Source organism: Cupriavidus sp. WGlv3, from assembly GCF_023952475.1.
Classification (GTDB): Bacteria; Pseudomonadota; Gammaproteobacteria; order Burkholderiales; family Burkholderiaceae; genus Cupriavidus; species Cupriavidus phytorum.
On the sequence record NZ_JALHRX010000001.1, the window covers coordinates 184317 to 198401 of the forward strand.

General features: G+C 70.1%; 11 protein-coding genes. 6 read left to right on the plus strand and 5 right to left on the minus strand.

The features are described from left to right. Positions 1-142 precede the first annotated feature (142 nt). Positions 143-1087, plus strand: coding sequence for a MurR/RpiR family transcriptional regulator (locus tag MKD38_RS00885; protein WP_252674257.1), 945 nt, complete (start codon positions 143-145; stop codon positions 1085-1087). A 22-nt stretch (positions 1088-1109) separates the two neighbouring features. Here MKD38_RS00885 and MKD38_RS00890 read toward each other — a convergent pair whose 3' ends face one another. The 4 genes from MKD38_RS00890 to MKD38_RS00905 form a co-directional block, all read right to left on the minus strand. Next, positions 1110-3539 (minus strand): DNA internalization-related competence protein ComEC/Rec2, encoded by a 2430-nt coding sequence (locus tag MKD38_RS00890; RefSeq protein WP_252674258.1) that lies wholly within the window; start codon positions 3537-3539, stop codon positions 1110-1112. Between the two features lie 72 nt (positions 3540-3611). Then, positions 3612-4472, minus strand: coding sequence for a TatD family hydrolase (locus MKD38_RS00895; protein ID WP_252674259.1), 861 nt, complete (start codon positions 4470-4472; stop codon positions 3612-3614). Positions 4473-4485: 13 nt separating this feature from the next. Then, complete coding sequence (gene lolD / locus MKD38_RS00900) at positions 4486-5226, minus strand: lipoprotein-releasing ABC transporter ATP-binding protein LolD (RefSeq protein WP_252674260.1); 741 nt, start codon at positions 5224-5226, stop codon at positions 4486-4488. After that, positions 5219-6469, minus strand: a complete 1251-nt coding sequence (locus tag MKD38_RS00905; RefSeq protein ID WP_252674261.1) for a lipoprotein-releasing ABC transporter permease subunit — start codon at positions 6467-6469, stop codon at positions 5219-5221. The genes lolD and MKD38_RS00905 overlap by 8 nt, the downstream gene beginning before the upstream one ends. 148 nt (positions 6470-6617) lie before the next feature. Here MKD38_RS00905 and MKD38_RS00910 point away from each other — a divergent pair, with 148 nt between their 5' ends. Further along, positions 6618-7745, plus strand: a complete 1128-nt coding sequence (locus MKD38_RS00910) for a hypothetical protein (RefSeq protein ID WP_252674262.1) — start codon at positions 6618-6620, stop codon at positions 7743-7745. A gap of 43 nt (positions 7746-7788) precedes the next feature. After that, complete coding sequence (recJ, locus tag MKD38_RS00915) at positions 7789-9495, plus strand: single-stranded-DNA-specific exonuclease RecJ (RefSeq protein ID WP_252674263.1); 1707 nt, start codon at positions 7789-7791, stop codon at positions 9493-9495. Positions 9496-9522: 27 nt separating this feature from the next. Here the strand turns inward: recJ and MKD38_RS00920 are convergent, their stop codons facing one another. Continuing rightward, positions 9523-10248: a M23 family metallopeptidase gene (locus MKD38_RS00920; RefSeq protein ID WP_252674264.1), complete on the minus strand. Its 726-nt coding sequence runs from the start codon at positions 10246-10248 to the stop codon at positions 9523-9525. A gap of 203 nt (positions 10249-10451) precedes the next feature. Here MKD38_RS00920 and prfB point away from each other — a divergent pair. The 3 genes from prfB (at position 10452) to lysS (ending at position 14017) form a co-directional block, all read left to right on the plus strand. Beyond that, positions 10452-11556, plus strand: a protein-coding gene (gene prfB, locus MKD38_RS00925; RefSeq protein WP_252674265.1) for a peptide chain release factor 2 whose coding sequence is annotated in 2 segments (ribosomal slippage) — positions 10452-10532 and positions 10534-11556 — 1104 coding nt in all. Because the reading frame shifts where the segments join, the coding sequence is not laid out codon by codon here. 100 nt (positions 11557-11656) lie between these two features. Further along, the gene (locus tag MKD38_RS00930) at positions 11657-12415 is read left to right on the plus strand and encodes an SDR family oxidoreductase (RefSeq protein ID WP_252674266.1); all 759 of its coding nucleotides are present in this window, start codon (positions 11657-11659) and stop codon (positions 12413-12415) included. A gap of 48 nt (positions 12416-12463) precedes the next feature. Beyond that, a complete protein-coding gene (lysS, locus tag MKD38_RS00935; protein WP_252674267.1) occupies positions 12464-14017 on the plus strand; it encodes a lysine--tRNA ligase in 1554 nt (517 codons plus the stop codon). Positions 14018-14085 lie beyond the last annotated feature (68 nt).

Here is a 14085-nt window from a genome sequence, read left to right on the forward strand (position 1 = left end):
AAGCGTAGCAAAATCACGCAGAAAATTCTGTAATCAGGACAAACCCGGAGAGCCAGCCTGGCCTCATCTCAGGCAAGATTCGGCGCCAATCGATGTAGAATCTCTACATATCCTTTCCACGCCGACACCGCCGCCTGCCGCCATGCGCGACCGCATCCTTGCCGTCTACGACACCCTTCGTCCTTCAGAACGCCGCCTGGCCGACTATGTCGCCCGCCACGGCGCCGCCGTGATCCGGCTGTCGATGCCGGAACTGGCCGAGCGCGCCGGGGTATCGCAACCCACCATCGCGCGCTTCTGTGCGGCGCTGGGCTACGACGGCTTCCGCGAATTCAAGCTGCAGTTCGCGCAGAACGTCGGCGGCGGCACCCCTTTCGTGCACCAGGATGTCGCCGCCGACGACCGCCCGGCGGACATCGCCGGCAAGGTGTTCGACCGCACCATCGCCACGCTGATGAGCGTGCGCAACGCGCTGTCGGCCGACCAGATCGAGCATGGCATCCAGCTGCTCGCCGGCGCGCGGCGCATCGAGTTCTATGGCTGCGGCAACTCCGGCATTGTCGCGCTGGACCTGCAGCACAAGTTCTTCCGCCTGGGCATGCCGACCGTCGCCTATGCCGACCCGCACGTGTTCAGCATGTCGGCGGCGCTGCTGGCGCCGGGCGACGTGGCCGTGCTGGTCTCCAACAGCGGCCGCACCTGGGACATGCTGACCGCCGCCACGCTGGCACGCGGCAGCGGCGCGAGCGTGCTGGCGCTGACCCACAGCGGCTCGCCGCTGGCCCGGCTGGCCGATGTCTGCGTGTTCTCGGACGTCGAGGAAGACAGCGAGGTCTACACGCCGATGACCTCGCGCATCAGCCACCTGGTACTGGGCGACGTGCTCGCTGCCGGCGTTGCGCTGGCGCGCGCTGACACCGTCGCGCCGCGCCTGCAGCGCGCCAAGGCGCATCTGCGCGAGCGGCGCATCGCCGGTGCGGAGCCTGCGCCGGCACGCAGCCGGGGCCGCACCGCGGCGACGAAGCCCGCCATGCCTGCCCAACCTGTACCGCCCGCGGCGCGCCCCGGCCGCCGCAAACCCGGTTGACCGCCCGCGGCACCGGCGCGCCCTAGCGCGGCGCCGGCGGCCGTTCCCGCCAGTAGCGCGGCTCGGCCTGCCGGAACATCGACAGCGCGTGACCCGCGCGCGTCGTGTCCATGGTCACCGCGCCGGTTTCGTCGGTGCGATAGCGCAGGATGCCCGCGCGGCCAAAGCGCTCCCAGACTTCGGCGTTCGGATGGCGATAGCGGTTGCCATAGCCAAGTTGGAACACCGCAGCCGCGGGCCCGACCGCCTCGATCCAGTCCGCGCCGGACGACGTAATGCTGCCGTGATGCGCCACCACCAGCACGTCGGCGCGCAAGGCCCCGGCTGGCAAGCGCCCGATCAACGCACGCTCCTGCGCCAGGCCGATATCGCCGGTCAGCAGCAGACTGTGCGCGGCAGTGTCCACGCGCAGCACGCAACTGCGCGCATTGCTGGCGATGGCGGCCTGCTGCGACTGCTCAGGCAACGGGTGCAGCACGGCAAAGCGCACGCCGTCCCACTCCCATCGCTGTCCCGCTGCGCATGGGCTCCATTCGGCTGGACCGGCCCCAGGATGGTGAGCTCCCAGCAGCGGGTGGCCAGCAGGCGCACCGGTGCTACGTGCCACCACGTCGACCGTTCCCACAATGTCCGCCACGCCGCCGGCATGATCGATGTCTTCATGGCTGACCATCAGGTGGTCGAGCCGCGCCACCCCCTCGGCGCGCAATAGCGGCACCACTACCTGCGCGCCCGCGCTGGAACCGCTGGCATAGCCTGGCCCCGCGTCGTACAGCAGTGCGTGCGTGCGCGTGCGCACCAGCACCGCCGTGCCCTGCCCGACGTCGAACATCACCGCGCGGAACTGGCCGTCGGCCACCGGCGGGCCGCGCGCCACCAGCATCGGCAGCATCAGCAGTCCGCCATGCCGGCGCAGGCGCGCCGAAGCCACGGGCGCCACCAGCAGCGCCACGCCGAGCGCGGCCAGCAGCAGCGCCACCGGCCCCGCGCTGGCGGCCTCCCACATCGCCCCGGGCAGCATGGCAAACCATTGCAGCACGGCAGCCAGTCCCTGCATGGCAAAGTGGGCGAGCGCCATGACCGGCACGGCCAGCCACAGCGGCAGCGCGGCGCCCAGCAGCGCCAGCGGCGTCACCAGCAGGCTGACCACGGGAATCGCCAGCGCATTGGCGAACGGCGACACCACCGAGACCTGGCCGAACAGCAGCAGCGTCAGCGGCACCAGCCCGATGGTCACGGCCCACTGGGTGCGCGCTGCCGCGGCAAGCGCGGCCCGCAGCCGTTGCCAGCGCCCTGCGATCGCAGCGTCGCGTCCCGGCCGGGCAGCGAAGAAGATCACCGCGACGGCACCGAAGGACAGCCAGAAGCCGGGCAGCATCACCGCCCACGGATCCAGCAGCAGCGCCACCAGCGCCGCCCACGCCAGCACCACCGACGCCGGCGGCGCGCGTGCTCCCCACACCGCAACCGCCGCGACGCAGAGCATGGCGACGGTGCGCAGCGCCGGGATCTGCATGCCGGCCAGCATGCCGTAGCCCAGCGCGGTGGCCACTGCCATCACCAGCGCGGCTTGCCGCGCCGGCAGCCACAAGGGCAGCGGCCGGCGCAGGCAGCGGCCGCAGCCGAACGAGTGGCGCCACAACAGTCCGGCAAGCGACGCAGCCATGCCGGCCACCATGGTGATATGCAGCCCCGAAATGGCCACCAGGTGGCTCACCCCGGTGCGCCGGAACAACTGCCAGTCTTCCGCCTCGATGCCGCGCTGGTCGCCGATCACCAGCGCGACCAGCACCGCGCCATAGCGCGCTCCGGCCGGCAGCGCGGCGCGCAAGTGGTCGCGCACGGCGGCGCGCCAGGCTTCGATGCGCCAGGCCAGCCGCTCGCCGGCAGCCTCCTGCGGCGGACCCTGGGCGCGGCGCACGTAGCCGGTCGCGCCATAGCCTTGCGCCAGCAGCCAGTAGGCGTAATCGAAGCCGGACGGATTGGCGAGCCCGCGCGGGCGCCGCAGGCGCAGCGTCAGCGTGAAGCGTTGCCCTGGGCTCAACGCTGGCGGCGCGTCGCGCCAGCTGAGGATGACCCGGCCCGGCAGCGGCGGGGCCGAACCGGCTGACTGCTCGACAGTGAACGCGAAGCGTGTGCCGGTGGCGGTTTGGGTGGGCAGGCCCGAGACCACCCCGCGCACGTCGAGGTCGCGCGCTTCCAGCGCCATGGGCAGCCATTCGCGCAGGCGCAGTTCGGCGCGCCAGGCGGCCCAGCAGTACGCCATGGCAAAGGCCAGCGCCACCAGTACCAGGCCTTGCAGCATGGCAGGCAGGCGCCTGCCCCACAGGGCCACGATGGCGCACAAGGCCAGCAGCGCGGCGCCCAGGCGCAGTCCGTGCGCCTGCGGCAGCGTCGACTGCTGCTGCAGGGTCCAGGATCCGGCTACGAATGCCACCACGAAGCGACGCACGGCACCTCCTCCGATGATCTTGCATGACCTGGAGTTGTACCCGCGCGCAGGCGCGGCAAGCTTGTCAGCCTGTCAAGAAGGCGTGGAAGTTGTGTGACCGCCAGCGAGCGGAGGCGCCATGGTGTCGGCGAACGCCGCCAGCCGCGGCAGCGCCGCCACGGCATTGCGCCAGGTCGCCTGCGCCAGCGTCAGGGCATCGATGCCACGCAGTTCCGCCATCACGCGCGCCACGCCCGCCACCTCGGCCGGCGTATTGCGCGCCTTGTGCTGTTCGCCGAACTGGTCATCCGACAGCCAGGCCGGCGCGATGTCCGGCGCATCGGTTTCCAGCACCAGCGCCTCCAGCGGCAGCTCCGTCGCCAGCCGGCGGATCTGGCGCGCGCGGCTGAAGGTGACATTGCCGCCGAAGCCCAGCTTCAGGCCCTGCTCGACGAAGCGCCGCGCCTGTTCGTGGCTGCCGTTGAAGGCATGGGCGATGCCGCGTTTGACGCCGAGCTTGCGCAGCTGCGCGCCGACCTGGTCCTGCGACTTGCGCACGTGCAGCAGCACCGGCAGGTCGAACTCGCGCGCGATCTTCAGTTGTTCGACGTAAAGCCAGGTCTGGTGGTCCGCATCCAGCCCCGCGACGAAGAAGTCGAGCCCGATCTCGCCGATGCCGACGAAGCGCGGGTCGCCCATGCTGGCGGCGACCTGGCGCCGCAGCGTGTCGAGCTCGGGCTGGCCCGCGCCAGGCGAGCACAGCGGATGGATGCCCAGCGCATAGACGCAGCGCGCGTCGCGCTGCGCCAGCGCGCGCACGGTGTCGAAGTTCCACGCCGCCACCGCCGGCACCACGATGCCGCGCACGCCGGCGGCCTCGGCCGCGTCGGTGACCTGCTCGCGGTCCGCGTCGAACTCGCCGGCGTCGAGGTGGCAATGGGTGTCGATCCACATGGCCGCGGGCGCTTCAGCGTTCCTGGTGCAGGTGGCCGTCGCGCAGCCGCAGCACGCGGTCGCAGCGGCCGGCCAGGTCGAGGTCGTGGGTGACGATGACGAAGCTGGTGCCGAGCGTGCGCGACAGTTCCAGCATCAGGTCGTAGACGCCGCCGGCGGTGTGGTCGTCGAGATTGCCGGTGGGCTCGTCGGCCAGCACGCATGCCGGCTGGCCCACCAGTGCGCGCGCAATGGCGACGCGCTGGCGCTCGCCGCCGGACAGCTCGCCCGGCCGGTGCCGCGAGCGCCCGCCCAGCCCGACGCGCTCCAGCATCGCCTGCGCCACCTCGCGCGCGGCGGACTGGGTCAGGCCACGGATGCGCAGCGGCATCGCCACGTTGTCGAGCGCGGTGAATTCCGGCAGCAGGTGGTGGAACTGGTAGACAAAGCCCAGCGAGCGGTTGCGCACCACGTTGCGCTCGCGCTCGCGCAGCGCGGTGAAGGGCTTGCCGTGCAGCGCGACACGGCCGGAATCGGGCTCGTCGAGCCCGCCCAGCACATGCAGCAGCGTGCTCTTGCCCGAGCCCGAGGCGCCCACGATGGCCACCTTCTCACCCGCGTTGACGCGCACGTCAACGCCGCGCAGCACGTCGACGTCGAGCTCGCCCTGGCGGAAGCGCTTGGTCAGGCCCTCGGCCACCAGCACCGGCGCACCGGTGCGCGGCTGGCCCGGCGCGGGCGTGGAAGTATCGGCTTGCAGCACGGCTTCACTCATAGCGCAACGCCTCCGCCGGGTTGACGCGGGCGGCGCGCCAGCTGGGATAGAGCGTGGCCAGCGTGGCCAGCACGAAAGAGATGATGCCGATGGTGGCGATGTCGTTCACGCGGGGATCGGAAGGCAGTTGACTGATGAAATAGATGTCGCGCGGCAGGAACTGCACGTGCAGCAGCCGCTCGATGAAGGGCACGATCACGTCGATATTGGTGGCGATCAGCGTGCCGCCGGCCACCCCCAGCAGCGTGCCGATAAAGCCGATGGCCACGCCCTGAACGATGAAGATCTTCATGATCGAGCCCGGCTGCGCGCCCATGGTGCGCAGGATGGCGATGTCGGCCTGCTTGTCGGTGACGGTCATCACCAGCGTCGACACCAGGTTGAACGCGGCCACCGCGATGATCAGCGTCAGGATGATGAACATCATCCGCTTCTCGGTCTGCACCGCGGCAAACCAGTTGCGGTTCTGCTTCGACCAGTCGCGCAGGTAAAGCTCGCCCGACATGGTGCCGGCCAGCTCCTGCGCCACCAGCGGCGCGCGCTGCATGTCCTGCAGCTTCAGGCGCACTCCGGTGGGACCGCTCAGGCGGAACAGGGTCTCGGCATCCTGCAGGTTGACCAGCGCCAGCGCGCTGTCGAACTCGAAGTGTCCGGAGGAAAACACGCCCACCACGGTGAACTGCTTGAGCCGCGGCAGCACGCCCGCCGGCGTGATGGTGCCCTGCGGCGCCAGCAGCGTGATCTTGTCGCCGACCTGGACGCCCATGGCATTGGCCAGCTCGTTGCCCAGCGCGATGCCGAAGCTGCCCGGCACCAGCGCCGCCATGCTGCCGGCGCGGAACTGGCTGCCGATCTCCGACACCTTGGGCTCCTGCGACGGCTCCACGCCGCGCAGCAGCACGCCGCGCACCGCATCGTCGCGGGTCACCATGGCCTGCGCCGCCACGTAGGGCGCGGCCCCGACCACCTCCTTGTTCTGCAGGGCCTCGGCCGCGGTCCTCTGCCAGTCCGGCAGCGCCGACGGGCCGATCACCTCGATATGCGCCAGCACCGACAGCATGCGGTCGCGCACTTCCTTCTGGAACCCGTTCATCACCGACAGCACCACGATCAGCGCGGCCACGCCGAGTGCGATGCCCAGCATCGAGATCATCGAGATAAACGAAATGAAGGTGTTGCGGCTGGCGCGCTTGCTTGCGCGGGTATATCGCCAGCCGATCTGCCACTCGTAGGGAAATTTCAAGAGGATTCCTGTTGTTTCGGAAAAGCGCCAGTGCCCGTCGGGGCGCCGCCGGCGGCACGCAGGCGAGCCGTGGCGGGCGGCGCCGCGCTCACGTTGCGGTCCAGTTCGGGCTGGCGCGAGCCAGCCGGGAGTTTACAATCTCGCCACCATGATGACGCACCTGACCCTGATTGTGCCCTTTTCCGTCCCGCCCGGCGCCGGCGACGACGGCCGCGACGACGTCGTGCCCGGCGCGCTGCTGCGGCAATTGGAGCTGCCAGCGCTCGGAAAGTTGCTGACCCGGGCCGCGCCCGGTCCGCGCGAGCGGCACGATGACCCGTTCCTGCGCAGCCTGCCGCAGGAACGCTGGCTGGCCGGCAAGGCCGGGCTGGACACGGTGCGGGTGCCGCTGGCGCCCTATATGCGGCTGGCCGACAGCGCCGGCGCGGCCACGGCCACCCCGGCGGGCACCCCGGCCGCCGACGGCCAGTCCTGGGCGTGCCTGCAGCCGGTGCACATCCATGCCGCGCGCGACCACCTGGTGCTGATGCCGCCGGGCCAGCTCGGCCTGCGGCCGCAGGAAGCCACCGCGCTGCGCGAGGCCATCGACGCGCTGCTGCAGGAATCCGGCATCGCGCTGGAAACGCCCTGCCCGCAGCGCTGGTACCTGCCCGAGGCCGTGTTCGGCCCGCTCGAGGCGACCACGCCGCTGCGCGCGGCGGGCCGCAATATCGACATCTGGATGCAGGCCGGCGAACGCGCGCGCGACTGGCGCCGGCTGCAGAACGAAATCCAGATGACGTGGTTCGACCACCGCGTCAACCAGGCCCGCGAGGCCGCCGGCGAGGTCCCGGTCAATTCGGTCTGGCTGTACGGCGGCGGCGCGCTGCAACCGGTGCCGCGGCTGGCCGACACGGTGCTGAGCAACGACCCGTTCCTGAGCGGCCTGGCGCTGGCCGCCGGCAGCCGCGTGCTGCCGGTGCCGGCGGGCCTGGCCGGCGCGGCCGCGCTCGAGGGCCCGGTGCTGGCCTTGCTCGACAGCGCCACCGAGGCGCATATCGCCGAGGACTGGGGGCTGTGGCTGGACCGCATGCACGCGCTCGATGCGGACTGGTTCGGTCCGGCGCTGGAAGCGCTGGCGGCCGGCCGGATCGGCGCCATCACGCTGGTGCTGGGGGGCGAGAACCACTTTGCCGAGTTCACCGTGCGGCGCGCCGACCTGCGCAAGTTCTGGCGCGGCATGGGCCAGCGCGGCGACTGGCGCGCGCTGCTGTCCGACCTCGCCCTCGCCGCCTGAAGCCTGAAGCCATCGCTCCCTACACCCCACTGCCGCCCCGCCCATGACCCGGATCGCCATCCGCCAATATTCTCCCGAACACGCCAGCGCGCTGGCCGCCGCCGGCCTGCACCCGACCCTGGCGCGCATCCTGGCCGCGCGCGGCGTGGCCCGCGCCGCCGAGCTCGCCACCGATTTGCCCGAACTGGTGCCGCCCGCGGCCATGAAGGGCATCGACCACGCCGCGGCCTACCTGGCCGACGCCATCGCTGCCGGCAAGCGCCTGCTGATCGTTGCCGACTATGACTGCGACGGCGCCACCGCGTGCGCGGTGGGCGTGCGCGGGCTGCGCATGCTGGGCGCGCGGGTCGAGTACATCGTGCCCAATCGCTTCGAGTACGGCTATGGCCTGACGCCGGAGATCGTCGCGCTGGCGGCGAAGCAGAATCCGGACGTGATCGTCACGGTCGACAACGGCATTGCCAGCGTCGATGGCGTCGCCGCGGCCAATGCGCTGGGCATCGACGTGGTGGTGACGGACCACCACCTGCCCGGTTCGGAACTGCCGCAGGCCGCGGTGATCGTCAACCCGAACCAGCCGGGCTGCGCATTCCCCAGCAAGAACCTGGCGGGGGTGGGCGTGATGTTCTACGTGCTGCTGGCGCTGCGCGCCGAGCTGCGCCGCCGCGGCGTGTACACCCCGCAGAGCCAGCCGCCGCTGCAGACACTGCTGGACCTGGTGGCGCTGGGCACCGTGGCCGACGTGGTCAAGCTGGACACCAACAACCGCATCCTGGTCGCGCAGGGCCTGCGCCGCATGCGCGCCGGCCGGATGCAGCCCGGCGTGGCCGCGCTGTTCCGTGCCGCCGGCCGCGAGGCCGCGCGCGCCAATACTTTCGACCTTGGCTTCGGCCTGGGCCCGCGCCTGAATGCGGCCGGCCGGCTGGCCGACATGTCGCTGGGCATCGAGTGCCTGCTGACCGACGATGCCAACCGCGCCTGGGAAATCGCCCAGGAGCTGGACAGCATGAACCGCGAGCGCCGCGACATCGAGGCCGGCATGCAGCAGGAGGCGCTGCAGATCCTGGAGCAGCCCATGGCCGGACTGGCGGGGCCGGACGCGTCGGGGCGTTTTACCGTCAGCGTGTTCAACGATACCTGGCACCAGGGCGTGATCGGCATCGTGGCGTCGCGGCTGAAGGACAAGTTCCACCGCCCCACCATCACCTTCGCGCCAGGCGACGACACCACCGTCAAGGGCTCGGGCCGCTCGATCCCGGGCTTCCACCTGCGCGATGCGCTCGACCTGGTGTCCAAGCGCCACCCCGGCATGCTGCTCAAGTTCGGCGGCCACGCCATGGCGGCGGGGCTGACCGTGCGCGCCGAGCGCTTTGCCGAATTCCAGGAAGCCTTCGAGGCGGTCGGGCGCGAATGGCTGACCGACGACCAGCTGGCGCGCGTGATCGAGACCGACGGCGATATCGAAGAGCAGTGCTTCAGCCCGGAGTTCGTCACCCTGCTCGAGCAGCAGGTGTGGGGCCAGGGCTTCCCGGCACCGACCTTCTGCGGCGAGTTCGATGTGCTGCGCCAGAGCGTGCTCAAGGGCAAGCACCTGAAGCTGCAGCTCGGGCGCGGCAGCCAGCGCTTCGACGCGATCTGGTTCAACCATGCCGACTCGCTCGGCGCCAGCGCGCAGGTGGCGTACCGGCTCGACAACAACACCTTCAACGGCGTCACCCGCGTGCAGCTGGTGATCGAGCACGCGCAGTAGCGTGCCCGGGGGCGCAGTGCGCCCCGCTCAGCCGCGCGACGGCAGGTAGCTGGCCGGGTTCACCGGCTTGCCGTTGCCGCGCACTTCGAAGTGCAGCTCGCTCGGGCTCGCGCCCATGCGGCCCACGTCCTGCCCCGCCGACACCTGCGTGCCCTCGCTGACCAGCGGCTGGTCCAGGTTGCCGTACACCGTGAGCCAGTCGTCGTTGTGCTTGACGATCACCAGCATGCCGTAGCCGCGCAGGTTGCCGACGTGGATGGCGCGGCCGGCGGCAGCGGCGCGCACCGTGCCGTTGGCCGGCACGGCGATGCTCAGGCCCTTGCTGGCGGGCGGGGAGAAGCCGGCCGTGACGCGGCCGTCGGCCGGCCACTGCAGGCGGATGCTGCTGGCCGGCGGCCGGGATGCCGCGGCGCTGTCGACACGCGGCGTATCGGTCACGGCCTGGCCGGTGCCGGTCGACGCGGTCGCGCTGCCGGCCGCGGCGCCGGGCGGCCGCACCCGGATCAGCTGCCCCACCTCGATCTGGCTCGGGCTGGTGATGTCGCTGTTCCAGCGGGTCAGATCGCGCACGCTGCGGCGGTGCTTGCGGGCGATCGAATACAACGTGTCGCCCCGCTCGACGCGGTAGAAGCCGTCCGGCGCGGGGCCGGTGTCCATGGTGCCGCAGCCCGCGGCGACCATAGCCGTGGCCGCCAGCAGCAGGCCCAGCGCGCGGCGCCGGCCTGGCTCGATGTCATGTCTGGTTTGCGTCATTCGTCCCTGTTCGTTGTCTTGCCGGGGGCGGCTTGCAAACGCGTATTATCGCCGCGTGCGCTGCCCGACACCGCCGGATAGACCGTTGCGGGCGTATTCCGTTCGCCGTGCGCGGCCCGCGAACCGGCCCGCATCGCCGAATCCGCGCCCGGATCACGGCCCCGATCCGCTATAATTCGAGGTTTTCGAAGCGCAGGAACATCATGGAAGCAGAACGCCTCAACGCCATCTCCGGTGCCATCTCCGATCTCCGTTCCCGGACGGAAGATCTACGGGGGTATCTTTGACTACGATGTCAAAGTAGGAAGGCTGGACGAAGTCAACGGCCTGCTGGAAGACCCCGACGTCTGGAACAACCCCAAGCGGGCCCAGGACCTCGGCAAGGAAAAGAAGATGCTCGAGGGCGTGGTCGGCGTCCTGGGCAAGCTCACCGATGACCTCGTCGGTGCGGAAGAGCTGTTCGAGCTCGCCAGGGAAGAAGGCGATGACGACACGCTCGAGTCGATCGAGGCCGACGTCAAGGGCTTCGAGGCGGTGGTGGCGGACATGGAATTCCGCCGCATGTTCGCCGGCGAGATGGACCAGGCCAACGCCTTTATCGACATCCAGGCCGGCGCCGGCGGCACCGAAGCGTGCGACTGGGCCTCGATGCTGCTGCGCCAGTACCTGAAGTACTGCGAGCGCAAGGGCTTCAAGGCCGAGGTGCTGGAAGAGTCCGAGGGCGACGTGGCCGGCATCAAGAGCGCGACCATCAAGATCGAGGGCGAATACGCCTTCGGCTACCTGCGCACCGAAACCGGCGTGCACCGCCTGGTGCGCAAGTCGCCGTTCGATTCGTCGGGCGGGCGCCATACCTCGTTCTCGTCGGTGTTCGTCTACCCCGAGGTGGACGACTCGTTCGAAGTGGAAGTCAACCCGGCGGACCTGCGCGTGGATACCTACCGCGCCTCGGGCGCCGGCGGCCAGCACATCAACAAGACCGATTCGGCCGTGCGTATCACGCACATCCCGACCGGCATTGTGGTGCAGTGCCAGAACGACCGCTCGCAGCACCGCAACCGCGCCGAAGCCATGTCGATGCTGAAGTCGCGCCTGTACGAGCACGAGATGCGCAAGCGCCAGGCCGAGGCCGACAAGCTCGAGGCCGGCAAGACCGACGTGGGCTGGGGCCACCAGATCCGCTCCTACGTGCTGGACCAGAGCCGCATCAAGGACCTGCGCACCAACGTGGAAATGTCCAACACCCAGAAGGTGCTGGACGGCGACCTGGACCCGTTCATCGAGGCCAGCCTCAAGCAGGGACTTTAAGACCGTACCCGCCGCCGGCCGGCGGCGGCACAGCAACCCATCCATCGCTGTACCGCCGCCCGCGCCATGCCGGCACGACGGCCTTTCCGACCGGGGCACCATGAGCGAAGCCAATCACCTGTACATCATCACCGGCGCCTCGCGCGGGCTGGGCGCGGCACTGACCAACGCCCTGCTGGTGCCGGGCAACCGCCTGATCTGCGTCGCGCGCAGCCGCAACACCGAGCTCGAACGCATCGCCACGCTCAGCGGCGTGCCGGTGGCCTGGCACCTGCAGGACCTGGCGCAGGCCGGCCCTGCGGCGACCTGGCTGGCCAGCGTGCTCGACACGCTCGACCTGCCGCCGACCAGCGCCACGCTGATCCTGAACGCCGGCGTGGTCGAGCCGATCGGGCCGATCGCGGCGCTGCAGGAAAAATCGCTGGTGCCGCACCTGCTGACCAACCTGGCGGCGCCGATGACCATGACCGCGGCGTTCCTGGAGCGCACCGAGAAATTCGGCTGCCCGCGCAAGGTGCTGGCGATCTCCTCCGGCGCGGCACGGCGCCCGATCGAAGGCTGGAGCGCCTACTGCGCCGGCAAGGCCGGGCTCGACATGTTCATGCGCTCGGTCAACGCCGAATACGCCCAGGCCGAGGCGCCGCGCACCGTGCGCGCGGTGGCGCTGGCGCCGGGCGTGATCGATACCGGCATGCAGGCCACCATCCGCAATGCCGATTTTGCCCAGGTGCAGCGCTTCCGCGAACTCAAGGCCACCCGGCAGCTCGCCTCGGCCGAGGAAACCGCCGGCCGCATCGTCGCCTACCTGCACCGCCCGGATTTCGGCAGCACCGAGCTGGACGATCTCCGCAACTACTGAAGCCATACTGAACCCGCGCGCTGCCCGGCGCGCGACCGACACGACATCATGACCGAACCGAACCGCGCCCAGGCCCCGGCGCAGAACAAGGCCGCCGCCGACACGCCCGCCGTCGACGAAAACAAGATCATCGCGGAGCGGCGCGAGAAACTGGCCGCGCTGCGCCAGCAAGGCGTGGCCTTCCCCAACGATTTCCGCCCGACCCACCAGGCCGCCGCGCTGCAGGCGCAGTACACCGACACCGAGCAGGCCACGCTCGAGGCCGCGCCGGTCGAGGTCGCCATCGCCGGGCGCATGATGCTCAAGCGCGTGATGGGCAAGGCCAGCTTCGCCACGGTGCAGGACGGCAGCGGCCAGATCCAGTTCTACATCACCCGCGACAAGGTCGGCGAAGAGGTCTACGCGGCCTTCAAGCACTGGGACCTGGGCGACATCATCAGCGCCCGCGGCGAGCTGTTCCGCACCAACAAGGGCGAACTGTCGGTGCAGGTGCGCGAGCTGCGCCTGCTGTCCAAGTCGCTGCGCCCGCTGCCGGACAAGTTCCACGGCCTGGCCGACCAGGAAATGAAGTACCGCCAGCGCTATGTCGACCTGATCGTGTCGCCGGAAACGCGCAACACCTTCCGCGCGCGCACCGACGCGATCTCGTCGCTGCGCCGCCATATGGCCGACGCCGGCTTCATGGAAGTGGAAACGCCGATGCTGCACCCGATCCCGGGCGGCGCCGCGGCCAAGCCCTTCATCACGCACCACAATGCGCTGGACATGCAGATGTTCCTGCGCATCGCGCCCGAGCTGTACCTGAAGCGCCTGATCGTGGGCGGCTTCGAGCGCGTGTTCGAGATCAACCGCAACTTCCGCAACGAGGGGGTGAGCCCGCGCCACAACCCCGAGTTCACCATGATGGAGTTCTACGCGGCCTACACGGACTACCGCTGGCTGATGGACTTCACCGAGGACCTGATCCGCAAGGCCGCGATCGACGCCCGCGGCAGCGCCGTGCTGACCTACCAGGAGCGCGAGCTGGACCTGTCCAGGCCGTTCCACCGCCTGACCATCTGCCAGGCGATCCAGAAGTTCGCGCCGCAGTACACCGACGCGCAGCTGGCCGATGCCGAATTCCTGCGCACCGAGCTGAAGAAGTTCGGCGTCAACACCAACGCGCCGCAGTTCCTCAATGCCGGGCTGGGCACGCTGCAGCTGGTGCTGTTCGAGGAAACCGCCGAGAGCCAGCTGTGGGAGCCGACCTTTATCGTCGACTACCCGGTCGAGGTCTCGCCGCTGGCACGCGCGTCGGACACGGTGCCGGGCATCACCGAGCGCTTCGAGCTGTTCATCACTGGCCGCGAGATCGCCAACGGCTTCTCCGAGCTGAACGACGCCGAGGACCAGGCCGACCGCTTCCGCAAGCAGGTCGAGCAGAAGGACGCCGGCGACGAGGAAGCGATGTACTTCGACGCCGACTACATCCGCGCGCTGGAATACGGCATGCCGCCGACGGGCGGCTGCGGCATCGGCATCGACCGGCTGGTGATGCTGCTGACTGACAGCCCGAATATCCGTGACGTGATTCTGTTCCCGCATCTGCGCCGGGAAGACTGATGGCGATCAGGGCTGTGTAGCAGCTCCAAAGAAAAAGGCCGGCATTCAAGCCGGCCTTTTTATCATTC